Source organism: Streptomyces sp. NPDC091649 (assembly GCF_044756785.1).
In the GTDB taxonomy this organism is placed as follows: domain Bacteria; phylum Actinomycetota; class Actinomycetes; order Streptomycetales; family Streptomycetaceae; genus Streptomyces.
Map to the genome: position 1 here is coordinate 276,664 of NZ_JBIVTR010000001.1, position 23,421 is coordinate 300,084.

The 23,421-nt window shown below is 70.3% G+C and carries 22 protein-coding genes and 1 riboswitch; of the genes, 9 read left to right on the forward strand and 13 right to left on the reverse strand.

Going from position 1 to position 23,421, the window contains the following annotated elements; translation table 11 throughout:
- Window positions 1-31: 31 nt before the first annotated feature.
- The 10 genes from ACIQMU_RS01220 to ACIQMU_RS01265 form a co-directional block, all read right to left on the reverse strand.
- Window positions 32-901, reverse strand: a complete 870-nt coding sequence (locus ACIQMU_RS01220; RefSeq protein WP_352238327.1) for a thioesterase family protein — start codon at window positions 899-901, stop codon at window positions 32-34.
- Between the two features lie 59 nt (window positions 902-960).
- Window positions 961-1,632 carry a trimeric intracellular cation channel family protein gene (locus tag ACIQMU_RS01225; protein WP_352238326.1) on the reverse strand — a complete coding sequence of 224 codons (672 nt, stop codon included), beginning with the start codon at window positions 1,630-1,632 and terminating at the stop codon, window positions 961-963.
- Between the two features lie 18 nt (window positions 1,633-1,650).
- On the reverse strand, window positions 1,651-2,820 hold the full coding sequence (locus ACIQMU_RS01230; RefSeq protein WP_352238325.1) for an oligopeptide/dipeptide ABC transporter ATP-binding protein: 1,170 nt from the start codon (window positions 2,818-2,820) through the stop codon (window positions 1,651-1,653).
- On the reverse strand, window positions 2,817-3,809 hold the full coding sequence (locus ACIQMU_RS01235; protein ID WP_352238324.1) for an ABC transporter ATP-binding protein: 993 nt from the start codon (window positions 3,807-3,809) through the stop codon (window positions 2,817-2,819). The genes ACIQMU_RS01230 and ACIQMU_RS01235 overlap by 4 nt, the downstream gene beginning before the upstream one ends.
- A 6-nt stretch (window positions 3,810-3,815) precedes the next feature.
- Window positions 3,816-4,778, reverse strand: a complete 963-nt coding sequence (locus ACIQMU_RS01240; protein ID WP_352238323.1) for an ABC transporter permease — start codon at window positions 4,776-4,778, stop codon at window positions 3,816-3,818.
- Window position 4,779: 1 nt separating this feature from the next.
- On the reverse strand, window positions 4,780-5,784 hold the full coding sequence (locus tag ACIQMU_RS01245; protein WP_352238322.1) for an ABC transporter permease: 1,005 nt from the start codon (window positions 5,782-5,784) through the stop codon (window positions 4,780-4,782).
- Between the two features lie 85 nt (window positions 5,785-5,869).
- Window positions 5,870-7,540: an ABC transporter substrate-binding protein gene (locus ACIQMU_RS01250; RefSeq protein WP_352238321.1), complete on the reverse strand. Its 1,671-nt coding sequence runs from the start codon at window positions 7,538-7,540 to the stop codon at window positions 5,870-5,872.
- 326 nt (window positions 7,541-7,866) lie between these two features.
- The gene (locus ACIQMU_RS01255; RefSeq protein WP_402688017.1) at window positions 7,867-8,694 is read right to left on the reverse strand and encodes an enhanced serine sensitivity protein SseB C-terminal domain-containing protein; all 828 of its coding nucleotides are present in this window, start codon (window positions 8,692-8,694) and stop codon (window positions 7,867-7,869) included.
- Window positions 8,695-8,879: 185 nt separating this feature from the next.
- Window positions 8,880-9,650: an enhanced serine sensitivity protein SseB C-terminal domain-containing protein gene (locus ACIQMU_RS01260; RefSeq protein ID WP_352238319.1), complete on the reverse strand. Its 771-nt coding sequence runs from the start codon at window positions 9,648-9,650 to the stop codon at window positions 8,880-8,882.
- 65 nt (window positions 9,651-9,715) lie between these two features.
- Window positions 9,716-10,414: an AAA family ATPase gene (locus tag ACIQMU_RS01265; protein WP_352238318.1), complete on the reverse strand. Its 699-nt coding sequence runs from the start codon at window positions 10,412-10,414 to the stop codon at window positions 9,716-9,718.
- Window positions 10,415-10,579: 165 nt separating this feature from the next.
- A riboswitch (glycine riboswitch) is annotated at window positions 10,580-10,677 on the forward strand.
- Between the two features lie 175 nt (window positions 10,678-10,852).
- Between ACIQMU_RS01265 and gcvT the strand changes: the two genes are divergently transcribed.
- From gcvT to ACIQMU_RS01300, 7 genes are all read left to right on the forward strand, one after another.
- Complete coding sequence (gcvT, locus tag ACIQMU_RS01270; RefSeq protein WP_352238317.1) at window positions 10,853-11,977, forward strand: glycine cleavage system aminomethyltransferase GcvT; 1,125 nt, start codon at window positions 10,853-10,855, stop codon at window positions 11,975-11,977.
- A gap of 131 nt (window positions 11,978-12,108) precedes the next feature.
- Entirely contained in the window at window positions 12,109-12,486 is a 378-nt protein-coding gene (gene gcvH, locus ACIQMU_RS01275) for a glycine cleavage system protein GcvH (RefSeq protein ID WP_010060008.1), read from the forward strand.
- Between the two features lie 19 nt (window positions 12,487-12,505).
- On the forward strand, window positions 12,506-13,765 hold the full coding sequence (glyA, locus tag ACIQMU_RS01280; protein WP_402688018.1) for a serine hydroxymethyltransferase: 1,260 nt from the start codon (window positions 12,506-12,508) through the stop codon (window positions 13,763-13,765).
- A gap of 203 nt (window positions 13,766-13,968) precedes the next feature.
- On the forward strand, window positions 13,969-15,354 hold the full coding sequence (locus tag ACIQMU_RS01285; protein WP_352238316.1) for an L-serine ammonia-lyase: 1,386 nt from the start codon (window positions 13,969-13,971) through the stop codon (window positions 15,352-15,354).
- 164 nt (window positions 15,355-15,518) lie between these two features.
- Window positions 15,519-15,731 carry a hypothetical protein gene (locus ACIQMU_RS01290; protein ID WP_352238315.1) on the forward strand — a complete coding sequence of 71 codons (213 nt, stop codon included), beginning with the start codon at window positions 15,519-15,521 and terminating at the stop codon, window positions 15,729-15,731.
- Window positions 15,728-16,120: a PIN domain-containing protein gene (locus ACIQMU_RS01295; RefSeq protein WP_352238314.1), complete on the forward strand. Its 393-nt coding sequence runs from the start codon at window positions 15,728-15,730 to the stop codon at window positions 16,118-16,120. Before ACIQMU_RS01290 ends, ACIQMU_RS01295 begins: the two co-directional genes overlap by 4 nt.
- 641 nt (window positions 16,121-16,761) lie before the next feature.
- Window positions 16,762-18,462, forward strand: coding sequence for an MFS transporter (locus tag ACIQMU_RS01300; RefSeq protein ID WP_402688019.1), 1,701 nt, complete (start codon window positions 16,762-16,764; stop codon window positions 18,460-18,462).
- A gap of 158 nt (window positions 18,463-18,620) precedes the next feature.
- Here ACIQMU_RS01300 and ACIQMU_RS01305 read toward each other — a convergent pair whose 3' ends face one another.
- Complete coding sequence (locus ACIQMU_RS01305) at window positions 18,621-19,049, reverse strand: hypothetical protein (RefSeq protein WP_352238312.1); 429 nt, start codon at window positions 19,047-19,049, stop codon at window positions 18,621-18,623.
- A gap of 291 nt (window positions 19,050-19,340) precedes the next feature.
- On the opposite strand from ACIQMU_RS01305, the gene ACIQMU_RS01310 reads away from it, so the two are divergent.
- On the forward strand, window positions 19,341-20,669 hold the full coding sequence (locus ACIQMU_RS01310) for a phytase (RefSeq protein ID WP_402688020.1): 1,329 nt from the start codon (window positions 19,341-19,343) through the stop codon (window positions 20,667-20,669).
- 172 nt (window positions 20,670-20,841) lie between these two features.
- Here the strand turns inward: ACIQMU_RS01310 and ACIQMU_RS01315 are convergent, their stop codons facing one another.
- Entirely contained in the window at window positions 20,842-21,531 is a 690-nt protein-coding gene (locus ACIQMU_RS01315; RefSeq protein WP_352238310.1) for a TrkA family potassium uptake protein, read from the reverse strand.
- Window positions 21,524-22,732, reverse strand: a complete 1,209-nt coding sequence (locus ACIQMU_RS01320; RefSeq protein WP_402688021.1) for a TrkH family potassium uptake protein — start codon at window positions 22,730-22,732, stop codon at window positions 21,524-21,526. The genes ACIQMU_RS01315 and ACIQMU_RS01320 overlap by 8 nt, the downstream gene beginning before the upstream one ends.
- 328 nt (window positions 22,733-23,060) lie before the next feature.
- On the opposite strand from ACIQMU_RS01320, the gene ACIQMU_RS01325 reads away from it, so the two are divergent.
- The gene (locus ACIQMU_RS01325; protein ID WP_352238308.1) at window positions 23,061-23,231 is read left to right on the forward strand and encodes a hypothetical protein; all 171 of its coding nucleotides are present in this window, start codon (window positions 23,061-23,063) and stop codon (window positions 23,229-23,231) included.
- The last annotated feature ends 190 nt before the right edge of the window (window positions 23,232-23,421 follow it).

Sequence of the window (23,421 nt, forward strand, 5' to 3'; positions counted from 1 at the left end):
GGCGCCCGGCTGCCTGCCGCCCCCGCCGCGGCTACTCGCCGCGCGGGGCCTTGGCCAGTTGGCGGGACTGGGCGACGAGGCGGTCGGCGCTGTCCCAGACTTCCGCGTCCTCTTCGAGGAAGCCGCCCGCGAGGTTGCGCGTGGTGATGGATACCCGCAGCGGGCCCGGGGCGGGACGGCAGCGGATGTGGGTGGTGAGCTCGACGGTGGGGGTCCAGCCGGACAGGCCGAGCTCGAACGCGGTCGGCGGCAGGGCGTCCACGGTGAGCAGCAGCGACAGCGGGTCGGGGTCGCGGCCGTCCGCCAGGCCGAACCAGCCACGCATCTCACCCTTGCCGGACGGGGCTCCGAGGGCCCAGCCGACGGTCGCCGGGTCGAGCTTGATGTCGAGGCGGTCGGTGATGGCGGAGCTGCCGGGGATCTTGGGCGCGCCGTCGCCCGGGCCGAGGCAGTGGTCCCGGTCGGGCATGGCGGGCGGCAGGGCCGTCGTACGGACGTCGTCGGAGAGGGTGTCCAGATCGCCGTACGTGGCCAGGACCCGGATGCGCTCGATCTCGCTGCCGTCCTCGGCGTACTGGAAGAGGGACGCCTGTCCCGTGGAGAGGGTGCGGCCCGTGCGGACGACCTCGGTGCGCACGACGGCGGGTCCCGGCACCGAGGCGGTGAGGTAGTGCGCCGAGACGGAGAACGGGTCGTTGTGCGGCAGGGCGTCGCCCAGGGCCCGGCCGAGCAGGGCCAGCAGATAGCCGCCGTTGACCGCCTGGATGATGGTCCAGCCCGCGGAGAGGTCGGCATCGTAGACGCCCTCCTCGCGCCGGGTGATCGCGGTGTCCCGGTCGAACTCGCTGTCGCCGATGGTTGCCCGTGCGGTCTGCGCCGCCTCAGTCGCTGCCTGTGCCATGGAATGCACGGTACATCGGCCGCCATACCGAACGGTAGCTTTTTGGGGGCTCTCCTCTCCTACGTGGCCGCGGAGCCCTTCTCGGCCCGTGCGGACGAGCGGTTGTACGCGCGCGGCGCCCGCCAGTGGAAGCGCAGCGCCAGCAGACGCAGGGTGAACGCGGTGATCACCGCCAGCGCGCTGGTCAGGGCGTTGAGCGTGTCGAAGCGGATGCACAGGGCCACCATGGTCGCGCCGACGATCGCCGGCACGGCGTACAGGTCGCGGTCCCAGCGCAGCAGCGAGGGCACCTCGTTGGCCAGGACGTCGCGCAGCACACCGCCGCCGACCGCGGTGGCCAGGCCCAGCGCCGCCGACGACGTCAGCCCGAGGCCGTACTCGTACGCCTTGACCGTGCCGGCCACACAGAACAGGCCCAGCCCCGCCGCGTCGAAGACGTTGACGCCGACCTGGATGCGCTCCACGTGCGGGTGGAGGAAGAAGACCAGGCCGGCGGCGAACAGCGGGGTGATGAAGTAGCCGAGGTCGGTGAAGGCGGCGGGCGGGATCGCGCCGATCATCACGTCACGGAACAGCCCTCCGCCCAGCGCTGTCACCTCCGCGAGGACCGCGATGCCGAAGACATCGAAGTTCTTGCGGACGGCGAGCAGGGCGCCCGAGATCGCGAAGACGAAGATCCCGACGAGGTCGAGCGCATGCTGGACGGAGGGCGTGAACAGTTCGGTGAGCACCGGGCAATTGTGCCGGTGCTAGGAGGTGGGGCCGCCCTCCGCCCGTCGCGCGACGTCGGCGTCGGCCTGGGCCGGGACGGACGCGGGCGTCTTCCCGGCGGCCTCGGCCTCACCTTCCGCGGTCTCCACCGCATCGGCCGCCACCGTTTCCGTGGCGGTGACCGCGTCGGCGCCCGTGGGCAGGGCCCGCTTCACCGTCCCGGCCTCGATCCCGGCCGTGAAGTGGCAGGCCACCTTGTGCCCGTCGCCGGTGTCCAGCAGCGGCGGGCGCTCCGTGGCGCACTTGGTCTCCTGCACCCACGGGCAGCGGGTGTGGAACCGGCAGCCGGCCGGCGGGTTCGCCGGGGAGGGCAGGTCGCCGTGGAGCAGGATGCGCTCCCGCCGGTCCTCGACCTCGGGGTCGGGTACCGGGACCGCCGACATCAGCGCCTTGGTGTACGGATGCCGGGGCCCCGCGTAGAGCGCGTCGCTCGGGGCCTCCTCGACGAGCCCGCCGAGGTACATCACCCCGATGACGTCCGAGATGTGCCGGACGACCGCGAGGTCGTGCGCGATGACCAGGTAGGTCAGGCCCAGCGACTCCTGGAGCTCCTCCAGCAGGTTGATCACCTGCGCCTGGACGGAGACGTCCAGCGCGGAAACCGGCTCGTCGCAGATGATCACGTCCGGTTCCAGGACCAGGGCACGGGCGATCCCGATGCGCTGGCGCTGGCCGCCGGAGAACTCGTGCGGGTAGCGGGACATCGCGTTGGCCGGCAGGCCGACCTTGGCGAGGATGTCCTTGATCTTCTCCCGGCGCTCCGCCCCGTCCTTCCCGATGCCGTGGGCGGCCATGCCCTCGGACAGGATGGACTCGATGTTCTGCCGGGGGTTGAGGCTGCCCAGCGGGTCCTGGAAGACCATCTGAAGCCTGCGGCGGAAGGCTCGCATCTCCTCGGAGGGCAGCTTCGCCAGGTCGGTGCCGTCGAAGACGACCTCGCCCTCGGTGATGTCGTTCAGCCGCAGGACCGCGCGGCCCAGCGTCGTCTTGCCGCAGCCCGACTCGCCCACCAGCCCGTAGGTCTGGCCGGCCTCGACGCTCAGCGAGATGCCGTCGACCGCGTAGACGTGACCCACCGTACGGTCGAAGAAGAGGCCCTTCTTGACCGGGAAGTGGACTTTGACGCCGTCCAGTTCGAGAAGGCTCATGCCGGGACCTCCGCCTTGGGCAGGACCGGGTTGACGCAGCGCACCTGGTGTCCGGCCGTGCGTGGTTCGGTCAGTTCGGGGGTGCCGGTGAGGCACTCCATCGTGTAGTGGTCGCACCGGGGTGCGAACGCGCAGCCGTCGGCCCAGGCGATCTTGTCGTTGATGGACCCGCGGATCGGCTGCAACGGCTCGCCGCGGGGTGCGTCCAGGCGCGGGATGGAACCGAGCAGCCCGTGCGCGTACGGGTGGGTGGGATGGGCGAACAGCTCGCGGCGGCCCGCCGACTCCACCGCCCTCCCCGCGTACAGGACGTTGACCTCGTCGCAGAGTCCGGCGACGACGCCGAGGTCGTGCGTGATCATCAGCAGGGCGGTGCCCTCCTCGTCGACCAGTTCCTTCAGGAGCTCCAGGATCTGCGCCTGGATGGTCACGTCCAGAGCGGTCGTCGGCTCGTCGGCGATCAGCAGCCGGGGGGCGCAGGCGACCGCCATGGCGATCAGCGCCCGCTGGCGCATACCGCCGGAGAGCTGGTGCGGGTACTCCTTGAGCCGCCGGTCCGGGTCGGGGATGCCGACCCGGTCGAGCAGGGACGCGGCCTCCTTGCGGGCCTTCTCGCCCTTCAGCCCGCGGTGGCGCTGGAGGATCTCGGTGACCTGGATGCCGATGGGCACGACCGGGTTCAGCGAGGAGAGCGGGTCCTGGAAGATCATCGCCAGCTGGCTGCCGCGCAGGTCGCGGAGCTTGCGCTCGTTCATGGTCAGCAGGTCCTGGCCGTCGAACTCGGCACGGCCGCCGACGCGCACGCCCTTGCGGGGCAGCAGGCCCATCAGGGCGAGCGAGGTGACGGACTTGCCGCAGCCCGACTCGCCGACCAGGCCCACGACCTGGCCCTGGTCGACCTCGAAGGAGACGCCGTCCACGGCGGTGGCGTCCTTGCGGCCGGCGGCGGTGAAGGTGACGCTGAGTTCCTCAACGGAGAGCAGTGACATAGGACTTCAGCCTCGCAACTTCGGGTCGAGGGCTTCGCGCATGGCCTCGCCGAGCAGGGTGAAGCCGAGGGCGGTGATGATGATGCCGACGGCCGGGTAGGCGGCCATCATCGGGTCGTTGTCGAAGAAGCGCTGTGCCTGGGAGAGCATCACGCCCCACTCCGGAATGGCCGGGTCGGGGTTGCCGAGCCCCAGGTAGGACAGGGCCGCGGCCTCGATGATCGCGGTGGCCAGACTCAGGGTGGCCTGGACGATCACGGGGCTCAGCGAGTTCGGCAGGATCTGCGTGAGCACGATCCGCTTGCGCCGGATACCGACCGCCTTCGCGGCGAGCACATAGTCGGCACCGCCCTGCACCAGCATCGAACCGCGCAGCAGGCGGGCGAAGATGGGGATCTGGACGACACCCACGGCGATCATCACAGTGGTCAGCGACTGGCCGAGGACCGCGGCGATGGAGACCGCGAGCAGCAGCGAGGGCAGCGACAGCATGATGTCGGTGAAGCGCATGATCACGGTGTCGACGCGCTGCCCGACCCTGCCGCCGAGGGTGGCGGCCGCTCCGGAGAGCACACCGACGAACGCGCCGACGATCAGGCCGATGAGCATGGAGACGACGCCGACGAGCAGCGTCTGCCGGGCGCCGACGAGCCAGCGGGAGAACATGTCGCGGCCCAGGTGGTCCAGGCCGAACCAGTTCTCGCCGCGCATGCCGATGAACTTGCCCTGGTTGGGGAAGACCTCGCTGCGCCAGTTCTGCGCGGTGGGGCCGTGCGGTGCGACCCAGGGGCCCACGATCGCGACGACGACGAACACGCCGATGATCGCCGCGCCGATGATCGCCATCTTGCTCGACCGCATCCGACGGAACGCCTCACGCCACAGGCTGGTGCCGGCGACGGTCTCGGAACTCTGGGTCAGCTCGGCGAGCCGGTCGACCTTGTCTGCTTTGTTGGTCAGGATCGTCACGTCAGTGCACCCGCACTCTCGGGTCGATGATGCTGTACGCGAGGTCGACCAGCAGGTTGATCAGCACGTACACCATCGCGATGAAGAGAATGAACCCGACGAGGACCGGGTAGTCGCGGCCGTCGATCGCGGTACGGATGAAGGAGCCGAGGCCGCCGAAGTCGAAGACGGACTCGGTGAGCACCGCACCGGAGAACAGGCTGCCGGTCAGCAGGCCGACCGCGGTGATCACGGGCAGCAGGGCGTTGCGCAGGACGTGGCGCCCGCGCACGGTCTTCTTGTCCAGGCCCTTGGACTCGGCGGTGCGGATGTAGTCCTCGCCGAGCACTTCCAGGACGCTGGCCCGGGTCATCCGGACGATGACGGCGAGCGGGATCGAGGCCAGGGCGACGGCGGGCAGGACCAAGTGCATGATCGCGTTCCAGCTCGCGTCGAACTCACCCGTCAACAGACCGTCCAGTACGGCGAATCCGGTGACGTCGGTGGCGTTGATGCCGGGGTCGAGCCGGCCCTGGCTCGGGAACCACTGGAGCTGTACGGAGAAGATCCCGCGCAGCAGCACGGCCAGGAAGAAGACCGGGATGCAGATGCCGAGCAGTGAGCCGGAGACGGAGGCGACGTCCAGCCAGCCGCCGCGGTGCTTGGCCGCGAGGTAGCCCATCGGGATGCCCACGACGACGGCGATCAGAATCGCCGCGACGCTCAGCTCCGCCGTCGCGGGGAAAGCGCGGGTGAATTCGTCCCACACCGGCTGGCCGGTCTGGGTGGAGGTTCCGAGGTCGAGCTCGAAGATGCGCTTGAGGAACCGCCAGTACTGGACGTGGACGGGCTCGTCGAGCCCGAGTGCCCGGTTGATTCTCGCTACTTCGGCTTCGGTGGCCCGCTCGCCCAGGATCGCTGTGGCGGGTCCGCCGGGCAGTCGGTTCAGCCAGAGGAACAGCAGGACCGACAGGCCGAGCAGGGTGGGAATGAGCTGGAGAAGTCTTCTTACGACGAGTCGCAGCACCCCGCATGCCCCTTTCTCACGTGCGTCGATGCGGGCCCGCCCGGCCACCTGGTTGCTGTGGCCGGGCGGACCCGCTGGTGTGCGATTACTTGAAGGAGACCTCGGCGAAGTTCTCCTGCGTCAGCGGAGAGACCTTCGGCGGGTTGACGTTCTTGGCGAACGCGATGGCCGGCGGCGACGACGAGATCGGCACGCCCGGGACGTACTCCATGATGGCCTCGTTGGCCTTCTTGTACGCCTCGGTGCGACCGGCGGTGTCGGTGACCTTGGAAGCGGCGTTCACGGCGTCGAAGACCTTCTCGTCCTTGAAGCCCCACTGCTTGTCCGGCCCGGCGAACCAGGTGCCGATGAAGTTGTAGCCGTCGTTGAAGTCACCGGTCCAGCCGAGCATGTGCAGGGCGCAGGAGCCCGCCTCGGTGGCGTCCAGGTAGTCCGGGGCCCACTTCATGGCCTTCGGCTTGACGGTGATGCCGGCCTTCTCCAGGTCGGCCTTCATCAGCTCGAACATGTCCTGCGGGGCAGGCATGTACGGGCGGGTGACCTCGGTCGGGTAGCAGAAGTCGATGCTCAGCTTCTCCGCACCGGCCTGCTTGAGGAGGTCCTTCGCCTTGGCCGTGTCGAACGGGTACGTCTTCACCTTGTCCGAGAAGCCGGCGACCGTGTCGGGCATGAACTGGGTCGCGACCTTGCCGCCCTCGGGCAGCTGGGTGTTGACGAGGTTCTCGCGGTCGATGGCGTGCGTGATGGCCTGACGGACCTCGGGCTTCTTCAGCGCCGGGTTCGCCGACTGGCTCATCCCGAGGTAGAAGATGTTGAAGACGTCACGGGTGGGGACCTCGTAGCCCTGCTTCTCCAGCGTCGTCACATCGGCCGGCGCGACCAGGTCGTAGCCGTCGATGTCACCCGCCTGGAGCGCCTGGCGGCGGGTCTCCTCGGTGGAGATGGTGCGGAAGACCAGGTTCTTCACCTTGGCCTTGTCACCCCAGTAGCCGTCGAAGCGTTCGAGGGAGACTTCCTTGTTGCCCTTGTTCCACTTCGTGATCTTGTACGGGCCGGTGCCGGCGACCGTGCCGGCCTCCTGGCTGTACTTGGGGTACGTGATCGCGTCGCCCTTGGCGCTCGCGTCCTGCTTCTCGTACTCCTTGATGGCCTTCGGCGAGTGGATCGCCAGCGCCTGGAGGGAGAATCCGCCCGGCAGGTTCGCCGAGGGCTCGTTCACCTCGATGACGGCCGTGTTGTCGTCCTTGGCGGTGCAGGACTTGTAGTTGGGCTCGGGCGCCTCGGCGTCCTCGTTCTTCGCGAACCCGCCCATGATGGTCTGCCAGTAGTAGGAGACCGCGCTGGACTGGTACGTGCCCTTCCAGTTGAACCAGTGGTCGTAGTTCGCGCAGACCGCGGCGGCGTTGAACGCCTCGCCGTCGTGGAACTTCACGCCCTGGCGCAGGTTGAACGTCCAGACCTTGCCGGCCGGGTCGCTCGACCACTTCTCGGCGAGGCCGCCGACCAGCTTGCTGCCACCGGGCTCGTGCTCCAGGAGCGCCTCGAACGCCTGACGGGTGACACGGAACGTCTCGCCGTCGCTCGCGAGGGCCGGGTCGAGGGAACCGGGGTCACCGGCTCCGGCGAAGACGAAGGTGTCCTTGTCGCCCCCCTTGGAGTCGCTCTCGTCCCGCTCGCTGGAACAGCCCGTGGCGATCAGACCGACAGCGACCGCTGTCGTGATCGCCCGGACGGTCCGGGACTTGAATATTCGCATGGGTCCACCCCTGGTTCGCCATGTGGTGAGGTTTGATGGCCGCACACTACAGACGGTGCCTGCCGCAAGAGAACAGTCCGGATAGCGGTGAGACCTAGTCGAGACCCGGACAGTTAACAAACCGTCCAGTTCCGGGACATCCTCGCGGTGGAAGTTAACAAGCCGGACATCGCCGGGAGTTCGACGGGAGTTCGACGGAGGGTGACCGACGTCGGCGTTGCGCACCGCCGCGTACGCCGCGGAGGCCACCCGATTGAACGCCGCCGAGGAGCCCCGAGCAGGGCGGGCGGGGAACCCGCGCGCCCCGGGCGTCCGGCTCGCGCCGGTCAGCGCGGCTGGGGCGGGTATCCGTAGCCGGGGGCGGCGAGGGGCGGCGGGCCGCCGGGGGCGTGGGCCTCGCGGTCGTAGAAGGGCCGGGCGTTCGCGCGCAGCCACATGCCGACCGGGTCGTACTCGTCGGACATGGCGACGGTGGAGACGGGCAGCCCCTCGGGGACCGCCCCGACCGACTGCCGCATCATCTCGCGCACCGATTCGACGGAGGCGCGGCCGGTGTCGTAGAGGTCGAGGCCGATCGCGAGATACGGGACGCCGACCGCGGGGTGCACCCAGGCGCGGCGCAGGGAGCGGATCGCGGGGGTGCGGTGGGCGTTCTGGGTGAGCAGGGCGTAGAACTGCGGGAGTTCGATGGCGGGGTCGGTGAGCCGGAGCGGCCCGGCGGGCAGCCGGTCCAGGCCGGTGGCGATGCGCCGCAGGTCGAGCCAGGGGATGCCGACGCCTCCCCCGGGGGCGTGCGGGTTGAGCCAGATGCCCCAGCGGTCGGGGAACAGGGCGCGGGCGATATCGCGTCCGGTGACCAGCTCGTGGGCCCGGTTCCAGCCACTGGCCGAGAGCTCCTGGGCGGAGGTGACGCAGGGGGCGTAGCCCAGGCCGTCGATCTCCATGTTGCCGTACTGGGCGTCCGGTGAGCCGGCCGTGCCGTGCCAGAGCAGCATCCAGATCCGGCCCTCGGCGACCGCGGCGAGCAGCGCCTCGTAGGCGTCGTACCGCCCGGGGGTCACCTGGCGCATCAGGTGCTCGACCTTCCCCGAGGCACCCGGCGCCGCTCGATCAGGGAAGGCCCCACCGGCCGCCGCAGTGCCTGACGCACTCACCCTGGGTTCCGCCCCTCGTCGATCCGTCGTGTTCGCGCCGACGCTCCCGGGCACACGGGAGCGACCACGCCATCAAACCAGCTTATGCGCCACTTCTGACACCGACTTGACGCCCGGGTCCGACGGGGGCCGGTCCGTTGCCGTCGGTGACCGCCGTGTCGGTGGAATCAGGGACCCGCGCGGGGTCAGAGGCCCTCGCGCCGGTAGAACGGGCGAACTTTCTCCCGCATCCAGTCGCCGACGAGGTCCTCGGCCACATCGAGCAGGACCAGGTTGACCGGCCAGGGCGCCTGGACCCGGCCGAGCGCACGGCCGACGGCGTCCATGGGAGCGCTCTGCCCCGCGCCGTCCCAGGCGGCGAACTCGACGCCGACGAAGAGGACCGGGTCGTCGCCCTCGATGCTGGCCAGCGCCCGGCGGGCGGTGCTCACCACTCCGGTGGCGTCGAACTCCTCGGACACGGCGGCGAGGAAGTCGACCGGGTCGTGCTGCCAGTCCGGTTCGAACAGCCGGACCCGGCCGCCGGTCGCGGGCCCGTCCAGGCTGGTGCGGCCGGCCCGGCAGAGCTCGGCGACGGCGGGCGGCGGGACCGGGACGCCGACCGCGCCGCCGGGGTTCACGGCGATCCCGACCTGCGGGGGCAGGCCCCGGGCGAAGTCGCGGGCGGGTGCGACGGCGAAGGACATGTGGCTGCCGACGCAGCTGAGGAACTGGGCCTCGGAGCTGAAGACGGGGACGAAGGCCGCGCCGTCGAGCTCGATCATCGGCAGGTCGAGGTCCGCGCTCGCGGGCGAGCCGCCGGCCGGCAGCGGCACCCAGACGGAACTGCGGCCGAGCACCTCGACGAGGCGGCCGCCCGCGTCCGGGACGCCGAGCGAGGCCGTCAGCACCTCTTCGAGCTCGTTGGCGGGCCACCCCTGCTGGGGATGCGCCGGTGCGGGTGCCGGAATGTCCACTGCCTCTGTGCCCTCTCTCCACCGCCTCGGCCGCGCGGGGCGGCCGTCCTGCTCCGGCCAGCACCCTAACCTTCGGCGGGCTGCGCGGGCTGCGCGGCCCGGAAGGAGATCCGGGCGAGCGCCCCCGCGGCCGCGCGGTCCAGCAGCACCGCGGAGGTGCAGCCGGGGGGCAGCAGCCCGTGCTCGGTGTCGCGGAGCAGCCGGGCCACCGCGTGCCGGTGGCGGGCGAAGGCGTAACCGGAGACTCCTCGCCCGCGTTCGCGCTGCCCCTGCCGCGCCACCTCGGGCGTCACGTCGAGAAGGACCAGATGGAGGGTGCGGCCCCGGCTCACGGCGTGCCGGGCGAGCCAGCGGCGTACCCAGGTCTGGGTCCCGCAGTCGTGCACGACGACGGATTCACCGGAGCGCAGGGCGTTCCAGAGGCCGAGGTAGTGCGCGGCGCGGACCAGGGGGCGGTAGAGGGCGTAGGGCAGTAAGCGGGGCAGGGCCGCGGCCCAGCTGTCGCGGGTGTTCTGGGAGTCGATGGCACGGCCGGGCGCGGCCCGCCGGATGAGGGTCGATTTCCCGCTGCCGGGGAGCCCGGAGACCACGACGACGTCACCGGCGGTGAAATCGAGGCTGTACGGGCCACGGCCGGCGCGCCCGCGCAGGTCGCGTACCACCGGCGCACCCTCGGCCGACAGCTCCCGTGCGGGTGCGCCGGACTGTGCGGGCATCGCGCCGTGCGCGACCCCCGCGGTCGGTACCGACCGCTGCAACGTCATCGCCTGTCCCCCTGCCGTCGGGCCCACCCACGCCTGCCCCTGAAGTGTAAAGAAAAGGCAATGCGGCACAACCGCCCTCGCCGTCTTCACCTGCGGGGGGACCGGACCCCCCACTCTCCCCCAATGCGTGCGATGATGACCCCGCCAAACTGCATACCGGCCGTTCGAATCCACGCGGGAGAGTTCCGGCCACAGTGTGAGCCGGGCGCCGAAGGAGCAAGATCCTCCCTTGAATCTCTCAGGCCCCGTACCGCGTGGATGAGGCAGATCTGAAAAGCGAGCCGCCCCGCGGCTCCACCCAAGGTGCAAGCCGAGCCCCCCGAACCGGGGGCGCCCTCCCAGGGCCTACCCCGTCGGGGGCTGTCGGCGAACCTCTCAGGTTCCGATGACAGATGGGGAGGATTCGTCCTGACGTCGTCATGCCCTGGAGCCGTAGCCATGAGCACTGCCCCCCGTCTCACCGCCCTCGACACGCTGCACCGCTCGCTCGGCGCCACCATGACCGACTTCGCGGGCTGGGACATGCCGCTGCGGTACGCCAGTGAGCGCGACGAGCACAACGCCGTACGCACCCGGGCCGGCCTCTTCGACCTGTCGCACATGGGCGAGATCACCGTCACCGGACCCGAGGCCGCCGCCTTCCTGAGCTACGCGCTGGTCGGGAACATCGCCACCGTCGGCAACGGCCGGGCCCGCTACACGATGATCGTCCAGGAGGACGGCGGGATCGTGGACGACCTGATCGTCTACCGCCTGGGCGAGGCCGAGGCCCCCGAGTACATGGTCGTCGCCAACGCGGGCAACGCGCAGGTCGTGCTGGACGCGCTGACCGCCCGCGTCGGGGGCTTCGACGCCGAGGTGCGCGACGACCGGGACGCCTACGCGCTGCTCGCGGTCCAGGGCCCCGAGTCGCCCGCCATCATGAAGGCCGTCACCGACGCCGACCTGGACGGACTGAAGTACTACGCGGGCCTGCCGGGCACGGTCGCCGGGGTCCCGGCGCTCATCGCCCGTACCGGTTACACCGGCGAGGACGGCTTCGAGCTGTTCGTCGCGCCCGAGCACGCCGAGCAGCTGTGGCGGGCGCTGACCGAGGCCGGTTCCCCGCACGGCCTGATCCCCTGCGGGCTGTCCTGCCGGGACACGCTGCGCCTGGAGGCGGGCATGCCGCTGTACGGGCACGAGCTGACGACCGCGCTGACCCCGTTCGACGCGGGCCTGGGCCGGGTCGTGAAGTTCGAGAAGGAGGGCGACTTCGTCGGGCGCGAGGCGCTGAAGGCCGCCGCCGAGCGCGCCGAGACCGCGCCGCCGCGCAAGCTGGTGGGCCTGATCGCCGAGGGCCGCCGGGTCCCGCGCGCGGGTTTCCCCGTCGTCGCCGAGGGCAAGGTGATCGGCGAGGTCACGTCCGGCGCCCCGTCCCCGACGCTGGGCAAGCCGATCGCCATGGCCTACGTGGACGCGGCCTTCGCCGCGCCGGGCACCGAGGGCGTGGGCGTGGACATCCGCGGCACGCACGAGCCGTACGAGGTCGTCGCGCTGCCGTTCTACAAGCGCCAGAAGTGATATCCCGGGAGGACCGGGGAGAACCCGGGCCCCCGCACCGCGCGCAGGCGTCACGGAAGTGACGTACCTCCGTCTCACACCGTAAGACCACCGTTCATCAGCACTCCCCCGCGTACAGGAGAATTCAGGTCATGAGCAACCCCCAGCAGCTGCGGTACAGCAAGGAGCACGAGTGGCTGTCGGCCCTCGAGGACGGCGTCGCCACCATCGGCATCACGGAGTACGCGGCCAACGCGCTCGGTGACGTCGTCTACGCGCAGCTCCCGGAGGTCGGCGACACGGTGACCGCGGGCGAGACCTGCGGCGAACTGGAGTCGACCAAGTCCGTCAGCGATCTGTACTCGCCGGTGACCGGCGAGGTGACGGCGGCCAACCAGGACGTCGTGGACGACCCCTCGCTGGTGAACTCCGCTCCCTTCGAGGGCGGCTGGCTGTTCAAGGTGCGCGTCGCGGAGGAGCCGGCCGACCTGCTCTCCGCCGACGAGTACACCGCGTTCTCCGGCAACTGAGACCTTAAGGGACCCCCTGATGTCGCTTCTGAACTCCTCCCTCCACGAGCTGGACCCGGACGTCGCCGCCGCCGTCGACGCCGAGCTCCACCGTCAGCAGTCCACCCTCGAAATGATCGCCTCGGAGAACTTCGCTCCGGTCGCCGTCATGGAGGCCCAGGGCTCCGTCCTCACCAACAAGTACGCCGAGGGCTACCCGGGCCGCCGCTACTACGGCGGCTGTGAGCACGTCGACGTCGTCGAGCAGATCGCGATCGACCGGATCAAGGCCCTGTTCGGCGCCGAGGCCGCGAACGTGCAGCCGCACTCCGGCGCCCAGGCGAACGCCGCCGCGATGTTCGCCCTGCTGAAGCCGGGCGACACGATCATGGGCCTGAACCTGGCCCACGGCGGTCACCTGACCCACGGCATGAAGATCAACTTCTCCGGCAAGCTCTACAACGTGGTCCCGTACCACGTCGACGAGAGCGGCGTCGTGGACATGGAGGAGGTCGAGCGCCTCGCCAAGGAGTCCCAGCCGAAGCTGATCGTGGCCGGCTGGTCCGCCTACCCGCGCCAGCTGGACTTCGCCGCCTTCCGCCGCATCGCGGACGAGGTCGGCGCGTACCTCATGGTCGACATGGCGCACTTCGCGGGCCTGGTCGCGGCCGGCCTGCACCCCAACCCGGTGCCGCACGCCCATGTCGTCACCACCACCACGCACAAGACCCTCGGCGGTCCGCGCGGCGGCGTGATCCTCTCCACCCAGGAGCTCGCCAAGAAGATCAACTCGGCGGTCTTCCCGGGTCAGCAGGGCGGCCCGCTGGAGCACGTGATCGCGGCCAAGGCGGTCTCGTTCAAGATCGCGGCGGGCGAGGAGTTCAAGGAGCGCCAGCAGCGCACCCTGGACGGCGCGCGGATCCTGGCCGAGCGCCTGGTCCAGCCGGACGTCACCGAGGTCGGCGTCTCCGTCCTCTCCGGCGGCACCGACGTGCACCTGGTCCTGGTCGATCTGCGCAACTCGGAGCTGGACGGCCAGCAGGCCGAGGACCGGCTCCACGAGCTGGGCATCACGGTCAACCGGAACGCCGTCCCGAACGACCCGCGGCCGCCGATGGTCACCTCGGGTCTGCGGATCGGCACCCCGGCGCTGGCCACCCGGGGCTTCGGCACCGAGGACTTCACCGAGGTCGCGGAGATCATCGCCGCCGCCCTCAAGCCGTCCTACGACGCCGACGACCTCAAGGCCCGCGTGGTGGCGCTGGCCGAGAAGTTCCCGCTGTACCCCGGCCTGAAGTAACACCTGGCCTGCGGTTCCACGCGTTCGGACGGGGCACCGCGCACACTGAACAGAGTGAGCGCGGTGCCCCGACCCGTGTCCCCCGCTCCACCTTTCGTCCCGCTTGCCCCCGCGGGCCCCACCCCGGCCCGTCCCGCACCCCCGGCCCGTTCCCGCACCACCCAGGCAGACAACGGCGTCTTCCAACCCCAAGGAGTACTCCCGTGGCCATCTCGGTCTTCGACCTCTTCTCGGTCGGCATCGGCCCGTCCAGCTCCCACACGGTGGGCCCGATGCGCGCCGCCCGGATGTTCGCGCGCCGCCTGAAGAACGAGGGTCTGCTCGCGCACACCGCCTCGATACGCGCCGAGCTGTACGGCTCCCTCGGCGCGACCGGCCACGGGCACGGCACGCCCAAGGCCGTCCTGCTCGGCCTGGAGGGCGAATCGCCCCAGACCGTGGACGTGGAGTCCGCCGACGGCCGGGTCGAGGAGATCCGGAGCAGCGGCCGGATCAACCTGCTGGGCATGCACGAGATCCCGTTCGACTTCGACGAGCAGCTCGTCCTGCACCGCCGCAAGGCGCTCCCGTACCACGCCAACGGCATGACGATCTTCGCGTACGACATCGAGGGCGCCCCGGTCCTGGAGAAGACGTACTACTCGGTCGGCGGCGGCTTCGTCGTCGACGAGGACGCGGTGGCCGGGGAGAACCCGATCGTCCCGGACGACACCGTCCTGCGCCACCCCTTCCGCACCGGCGACGAGCTGCTGCGGCTCTCCCGGGAGACCGGCCTCTCCATCTCCTCGATGATGATGGAGAACGAGCTGGCCTGGCGCACCGAGGCGGAGATCCGCGCCGGACTGCTGGACATCTGGCGCGTCATGCAGGCATGCGTCTCGCGCGGCATGTCGCGCGAGGGCATCCTCCCCGGCGGCCTCAAGGTCCGCCGCCGCGCCGCGAACTCGGCCCGCCAGCTGCGCGCCGAGGGCGACCCGCAGGCCCACGCGATGGAGTGGATCACCCTCTACGCGATGGCGGTCAACGAGGAGAACGCGGCGGGCGGCCGTGTCGTCACCGCCCCCACCAACGGCGCGGCGGGCATCATCCCCGCCGTTCTGCACTACTACATGAACTTCGCGGCCGGCGGCTGCACCGAGACGGAGAAGGAGGACAGCGTGGTGCGCTTCCTCCTCGCGGCCGGTGCGATCGGCATGCTGTTCAAGGAGAACGCCTCGATCTCCGGCGCCGAGGTCGGCTGCCAGGGCGAGGTGGGCTCCGCCTGCTCGATGGCGGCCGGAGCCCTGGCCGAGGTCCTCGGCGGCTCCCCCGAGCAGGTGGAGAACGCCGCCGAGATCGGGATGGAGCACAACCTGGGCCTGACCTGTGACCCGGTCGGCGGTCTCGTCCAGATCCCCTGCATCGAGCGCAACGGCATGGCGGCGGTCAAGGCGGTCACCGCGGCGCGGATGGCACTGCGGGGCGACGGCAGCCACAAGGTCTCCCTCGACAAGGTCATCAAGACCATGAAGGAGACCGGGGCCGACATGTCGGTGAAGTACAAGGAGACGGCGCGGGGCGGGCTCGCGGTGAACATCATCGAGTGTTAGGCAGATAGGCCCTGACCAGCGCGTTCGTATTTTTCAGCGCTGTCAGGGCCTTCCCTGCCCACGCGGCGGAAAGTCCCTGAAACCTCCCCGGGGGCAGACATGAGAGTCCCTGAGAAGCCCCGGACGCCCCGCCCAATGATAAAAGATTTGTTAAACCGGGCCCCATGGCTACCGTTCCGGCGCCCGGCGAAGGAACCGTCCGACCCGTATCGGTCTCGCTCCACGAGGGCACCATCGCTGCCCTCGTGGAGCGGGACCGACTGCGCGAACTCATCGAGGACGCGGAAGCCGACCATGGCCCGGTCGGCCAGTCGGCCGTCGACGCCAAACGTGCGATCCTTCGCGGCGAGACGGCCGGCCCGGCGGACGCCGCGTGAGCGGCACGCTCGTCCTGGACTGCGAAGGCATGTCCGAACTGGTACGGCGCACACGTGAGATCACCGAGTGGCTGACGGCAGCCGAAGCCGAAGACATCCGCGTCGTCACCAGCTCCGTCACTCTCGTCGAAGCACGCGGCCCCAAGGTCGATCAGGTCCGCTTCGACTATGCCGTCTCCCGGGTGAACATCATCCCGCCCGACGAAGCCATCGCCCGCCATGCGAGCAAGCTCCTGGCCACGGCCGGACTGCACGGCCACACGTACGCCCTCGACGCCATCGTGGCCGCCACCGCGCTCACCTCGCCGGCCCCGGTGACCGTTCTGACATCGGACCCGGAAGACCTCCTGATGCTCTGCGGCCCCAGCGTCCGCGTCATCAAGGTCTGACCGTGAGGCAGCGCCTCGATCGCGAAGTCCCGAAGATGTTGGGGGGCACTTCTCCCGCCCCCTTCCGGCTCCCGCTCCGCTCCGGTTCCGAGGCCGCCCCGCGTCTCTCCGTGCGCGCCCTGGTGCATTCTGGTCAATCCACCCCGAGTGAAGCCGGAATTCCGGTTTCCCCTCTTCGGGAGAAGCGCGGAAAAAGCGTTCGGCGAGCCGAATCGAACCGTCGAATCCGTGCCGCCGCCGCACGGCACGGCAATCCGGATGCGCCGCCGCTCCCCGCAGCCCCGAGCAGACGCGCACCGGGAGCGGACCATCGGCCCTAGGCCCCCTGGGCCCCCTGGGGCGTGTCCGGCGGGGCATGAAATGCCTGCGAGGTCAACCCCCGGCACGCAAGGCACACGGCACCCTCGACATGCCTCCGAAGCCCTCGGGAGCCTTCGCGGGAAACTCTTCGCGGGACCCTTCGCCGCCCCTTCGATACTCGGCCAGTCCATTACCCCAGGAATTGACACGGAACGCGGCAGCATGCCCTCGGATTCGCTCGAAAGTCGGCGCCTGTTTCCAGCCTTCCGGGAATTGACACACAACTCAAGTTTATTTACGGTCCGCTCGTCATCTTTTCCCGAGCGCATCCGAAGGTATTCATGACCACCACTGCCGTGCCCAAGCTCAGGCAGCAGCTGATTCTTGCCGTTCTCATGGTGTGCTCACTGCTGATCTGGCTGGACAACACCGTCCTGAGCATCACCCTGGAAACCCTCGCGGACCCGGTCCGTGGACTGGACGCCGGTCCGTCCGAGCTGCAATGGGCCACCGGCTCGTACACGCTGACCTTCGCCACCCTGATGTTCACCGCGGGGGCCCTGGGCGATCGTTTCGGCCACCGGGCCGTGCTCGTGATCGGGCTGGTGGTCTTCGCCGGGGCCTCGGTGTGGGCGGCGTACGCGGGCGACGCGGGGCAGCTGATCGCCGCACGGGCCGCGATGGGCGTCGGCAGCGCGCTGATCATGCCGGCCAACCTGGCGATCCTCATGTGGACCTTCACCGGTCCCTCGCGCTCGACCGCGATCGCCGTCTCCTCGGTCTCCGCCGGTGTGGGGATGGCGGTGGGCCCGGTCCTGGCCGGAGTACTCCTCGATCACTTCTGGTGGGGCTCGGTCTTCCTGATCAACGTCCCGGTCGTGGTGCTGGCCCTGATCGGCATCGCCCTGCTGGTCCCGAAATTCCGCAGCCCCGTGGCCCGGCCGCTGGACCCCGCGGGGATGCTGCTGTCGGTCACCGGCCTCGCCTCGCTGGCCTACGGCCTGATCCGCGCGGGTCAGGTGGCGGCCTGGGGGCGTGCGGACGTCCTCGCGCCGACCGTCGTCGGACTGGTCCTTCTTGCCGCCTTCGTCCTGGTCGAACTGCGCAGCAAGGCCCCCGGCTTCGACCCGAGGCTGCTCGCGCAGCGTGCGTTCGGCGGCGGCAACGTCGCGCTCGGCCTGCTCTTCTTCGCCATCTCCGCCGTCACCTTCTACCACGCGTTCTACCTTCAGGGCGCACGCGGCTACACCCCCATGGAGGCGGGCCTGGCCGGCCTCCCGACCGCGATCGGCGCGATCGCGGGGGCGCCCGTCGGCGCGCGCCTGGTCCAACGCTGGTCGCCGGCGCTCGTCACCGTCCCGGCCCTCACCGTCGCGGCGCTGACCATGGGCGCGTACGGGCTGTTCGGCCTTCAGACCCCGCTGCTGTGGATCGAGCTCCTGCTGCTGGTCCAGGGCCTCGCCATCGGCATGGTGATCGGCCCGGTCACCGCCGCGCTGATCAGCACGCTGCCGCTGGAGCGGGCCGGCGCCGGGGCGGCCGTCACCAACACCGTGCGGCAGACCGGCAGCGTCGTCGGGATCGCCGTCGGCGGCACGATCATGTCGATCGTCTACCGGCGTACGGTCGAGCCCTCCCTGGACGGCGTGTCCGGAGCCGCGCGGGAGCAGGCGCGGATCTCCGCCGAACAGGCCCGGCACATCGCCGGGGCCACCGGCCGGCCGGCCCTCGGGCGCGCCGCCGACGCGGCGTTCATCCACGCCATGCACGTCGGGGCGGTCTGGATCATGCTCGTGTCGCTCGTCGGGGCGGCCGTGCTGCTGATCGCCGTGCGCTCGGCCAAGAAGCCCACGGCGTCCGTACGCGAGTCGGAGTCCGTACCGGAATCCGGCCCCGAAACCGGACCGGAGGCCGACCGGGAGTACGGGAAGACCGACCGGGGGTACGACCGGAAGGGCGCTTCCTCCGTGACCGGCACGGCGCTCCGCGCCGAGGGCGGCGACCGCTCCGCCCGTGAGCGCGGCGACAGGGGCGCCCGCTGACGACGGCGACCAGCCGGAACTCCCCCGCCGCACCGTCGGACGCTCAGGTCATCTGCCTGCCGGGCCGTCAGCTGTGCGCCGCGCGACCCCGATCCAGCGGCGGGCCGGGCGGCCCAGCGACCGCGGGAGACCATCGAGGGAACGTTTCTTCGGCAGAGTCAGTCGAGAAGGGTCTCCGAGCGGCATGAGGTGATGGGGTCGCGGCGATCGCCCGAGCGTTCACCCGGGGACGTGCGGGGCGAGGTCCAGATGGCCTCCAGCCCGAACGGACGGTAGTCGTCCTCCTGGTTCCATGCCCATGCGCCGGATCGTTCCTGCCCACGGGAGCGCACCAGGGGCCCTGGCAACGCCTTGCGTTCGATACCTCCGAGGCGTCGCTCGAAGTCGGCCTGCAACCGGTTCAAGGTGTCGAGGAAGTCCTCAAGCGGAATGCTTCCTTCGTACATCTGCTCCTCGTTTTCTGCATCGTTCCCTCGGCGCGCGCCGGAGCCGGAACGTACGGGTGTCGTCGCAAGCGCGCCCGCCATCGCGGAGGCGGCTTCGAAAGTCGTCACATCTGCAAGCACATGGGTTTTACGTTGCTGCACTCCACCCAACGAATCCCCTCCCCCGAGGGATTGCGGCATTCGAGTGACGCGTCGGGAACGTGCCCCCGTTCGCCCCGGACTGTCCGGTAGGCATCCGCGCGGGCGGCTGGAGGGGCCGGCCGGCCGGCGGGCTGTCCGGCCGGCGCGAGGTGGGCGGCCCTTCCCACCGGTCGGCGCCGAACCCGGCTGAACGCGCGGGATGACGGGCCATCCGCTGTTCATGTGCGCGTTCCGGCGGCTACACACACGGCTCGTACCGTCTCGACCGTCCGTTTCCTACTGAGGAGTATCGTGAGCGCTTCCGCTCTGACCGCTCTGGCCACCACGCTGATCATGGTGACCGGCGCCCCCGCGCACAGCCAGGTCCCGGTGTCCGTCACCGCCGACGTGGAGACGCCCGCCGTCCACGACGACGACGCCGGCGGCAACGCAGACGCCGACGACCCCGCGGTCTGGATCGATCCGAAGGACTCCGGCCGCAGCATCGTCATCGGCACCCTCAAGGAGGCCGGCCTCGATGTCTACGGACTCGACGGCAAGCGGCTCCAGCACATCTCCGCACCCGAGGCTCCCGGCGAGGGCGCCTCCGCCGGCCGGTTCAACAACGTGGACGTCATCTACGGCTTCGAGCTCGACGGCAAGGCGACCGACCTGGCGCTCGTGAGCGACCGGGGCCGTGACCGCATCCGCGCCTACGCGATCGACCCGGCCGCCGTCGCCGCGGGCAAGCCGCCGCTCAAGGACGTCACCGCACCGAACGTCAAGCCGGTCTTCGCGTCGAGCGAGGCGGAGGTGGAGGAGCAGCGCACCGCCTACGGCCTGACCGCGTTCAGCGACGACGACGACGCCTACGTCGTGGTGTCGAGGCGCAACGAATCCCGGCTGCGCCTGCTGGAGCTGAAGGACCGCGACGGCAAGGTCGGTTACGAGAAGGAGGACACGGTAGACCTGCCCGGCACCTTCGCGCTGCCCGACGGCACCCAGTGGACGCCGTGCGCCGACCCCGGCGAGTTCCCGCAGGTCGAGGGCATGGCCGTCGACAAGGAGGAGGGCGTCCTCTACGCGGGCCAGGAAGCCGTGGGCCTGTGGCGCATCGAGCTCGACGACGAGGAGTTCGAGAAGCCCGAGCTGGTCGACCGGGTGCGTGAGTACGGCACGCCGTGGACGTACGACGAGAACGCGGACGAGGAGTGCGTCCTCGACACCGACAACGACCCCGGTTTCGGCGGCAAGCACGTGAGCGCCGATGCCGAGGGCGTCACGATCTACCACGCGGAGGACGGCACCGGTTACGTCCTCGTCTCCAGCCAGGGCGACGACACCTTCGCCGTGTACGAGCGGGAGGGCGACAACGCCTACCTCGGCTCCTTCTCCATCAAGGACGGCCCGGCCACCGACGGGGTGCAGCACTCCGACGGCTCCACCGTGGTCAACGTACCGCTGGGTGACGCCTTCCCGAAGGGCCTCCTGATCACCCACGACGGTGAGGCCACTCCGGCGGACCCGGACCGCGAGGACAGCACCAACTTCAAGTTCACGCGGTGGGACGCCGTGGCGGGTGCGTTCCCCCAGCCGCTGGCCGTCGACACCGAGGCGTTCGACCCGCGGAAGGCCGACTGAGCCGTCCGCCGGTGAGCCGGCCGGCGGGGCGCGCCCGCTGACACCCGGCCGCCGATCGCCGACCGGGTGAGGGGCGCCGCCCCGGCTCCACTCGCGCCGTCAGCGTTGCCAGGGCCTGCCCCGAGGGTACGGAGGACACCGTGGACGTCCGCGGCCTTCGCCGGGGCAGGCCCTACTGGAGTTCGCTGAAGCGTTCCGTCGCCCGGGTCCGCCCGGCGACGATGACGGTGTCGTCCGCCTCCACGACCGTATCGGGAGTGGCGTAGGTGAACCCTTCTCCAGGGCGCTTGATGGCGACGACCGTGACACCGAAGCGGGAGCGGACGGCACTGTTCGCCAGCGGGAGGCCGATGATGTCGGCGGGCGGGTTGGTCTTGACCATGGCGAAGTCGTCCTCGAACTCGATGTAGTCGAGCATGCGGCCCCGTACGAGGTGGGCGACCCGCTGCCCCATGTCGTGTTCGGGGTAGACCACGTGGTGGACGCCGAGCTGGGTGAGGATGCGCCCGTGGGCCTCGCTGATGGCCTTCGCCCAGACGTTCTCGATGCCGAAGGAGATCAGCAGCGAGGCCGTGAGGATGCTGGCTTCCAGGTCGGTGCCGATGGCGACGACCGCACGGTCGAACTCGTGCACACCCAATTGGCGCAGGGCGTCCTCCTTGGTGGAGTCGGCCCGGACCGCGTGGGTGAGATGGCCGGAGATGGCCTGGACGACTTCGGCGCTCTCGTCGATGCCGAGTACTTCGGTGTTCTCGTCCACGAGTTCGAGGGCCAGGGCGCGGCCGAAGCGGCCCAGACCGATGACGACGACGGAGCCCTGCGGCCCCGAACGGCGTTTCCTGGGGGTGGTCTTCCTAGCCAATGACGGGTCGCTCCTCGGGAAGGTCGTACAGGCGGACGCGGCTGCGCAGGGCGAGCGCGGAGGCGACGGTGATGGGGCCCAGGCGGCCGATGAACATCAACCCGATCAGCAGCAGCTGGAGGCCGACGGGCAGGTCGGCGGTGATGCCGGTGGACAGCCCGACGGTGGCGAAGGCGGACGTCACCTCGAACAGTGATCTGTCCAGGTTGTGGTCGGAGAAGACCATGAAGGCCACGGTCGTGACGGCGACGGCGGCCACGGACAGCAGCACCACGGTCAGGGCCTGGCGCTGGAGGTCGCCGTGCAGGCGGCGGTGGAAGATGTTGACCGCTCCTTCGCCTCGGATCTCCGCGTATATGACGAAGAACAGCACGGCGAAGGTCGTGACCTTGATGCCGCCGGCGGTGCCCGCGCTGGCCCCGCCGATGAACATCAGCACGTCCGTGCCCAGCCAGCTCGCGGGGTACATCTGGGAGGTGTCGATGCTGTTGAACCCGGCGGTACGCGGCATGACGCCCTGGAAGAACCCGGCCAGCAGCTTCCCCGGTGCGTTCAAGGGCCCCAGGGTGGCGGGGTTGGACCACTCGATCGCGGTGATGAAGGCGCTGCCGCCGACCAGGAACACGGCGGTGGCCCACAGCACGATCTTGGTGTGCAGGGACCAGCCGCGCGGCCTGCGGAACCGGCGGCGCACCTCGAACAGCACGGGGAAGCCCAGTCCGCCGGCGATGACGGCCAGGGCGATGGGCAGGCAGATCCACGGGTCGCTGACGAAGCCCATCAGACTGTCGGAGTACAGGGCGAAACCGGCGTTGTTGAACGCGGAGACGGCGTGGAAGACGCCCAGCCACACGGCCCGGGGCACGGGTTCGTCGTAGGCGGTGGCGAACCGCACGGCCAGGATCAGCGCGGTGACGGCCTCCAGCAGGAGGCTGACCTTGACGACACCGGTCACGACCGAGCGCACATCGCCCAGGCCCAGGGTCTTGGTCTCGGCGGCGGCCGTCATGCGTGCCTTCAGACCGATGCGGTGGGAGACCAGCAGCACCAGCAGCGAGGCGAAGGTCATGATGCCGAAGCCGCCCACCTGGATGAGCCCGAGGATCACCGCCTGCCCGAAGCCGGTCCAGTAGCCGGGTGTGTCCACCACCACCAGACCGGTCACGCAGACGGCGGAGGTCGAGGTGAACAGCGCCTCCATCGCTCCGGCGCCCCCCCGGTCCGGCCTTGGCCACCGGCAGCATCAGCAGACCGGTGCCGCCCGCGACCGCCGTGGCGAAACCGGCCACGACGAACTGCGCGGGATGCCGGAGCCGCGGCCATCGCCGCCTCACCACACCAGGCCCTCCGCGCCGCGGTCAGGCATCACGATTCTTCGCACTGGTAGACGATAGACAATCCTGACGCCGTATTCGACACGAGGCTCTGCCGTTCGCCCCGGACCGTGTCTACGCTGGGGCCATGCGACTCCGAAGGGGCTTGCGCCTCCACTCCTCTCGCCGGCCCGGGCCGGCCCGGCGGCCGATCGGGTGAACGGTCCGGACTTCGCCCGGGGCCTGCGGCGCACCGAGTACTCCCTGTTCCTGGCCGCCGTGCTGCTCCTCGCGGCCGGGGCCGCCAGCGGGTCGTGGTGGCTGGTAGGCGTCGGAGTGTGGGCTCTCATCGCCGGGGGCCTGATCGACATGGTCTACCGGCCGTGACGAACTCGGCCAGGTGATCACACCGCCCCTGCCGGCGGTCAGTCTCCGACCCGGCCGATCTCCAGCTGCCGCTCCTGGGTCGTCCGCCGTTGACGCTCCGGGAGCATCCATGCGCGCAGTCCTGTGATCATCGGCTCAGTATCGGAGCCAGGTGGCGGAAGGGGCGGAAGCCGCCCGCGTCGCGTCCCCG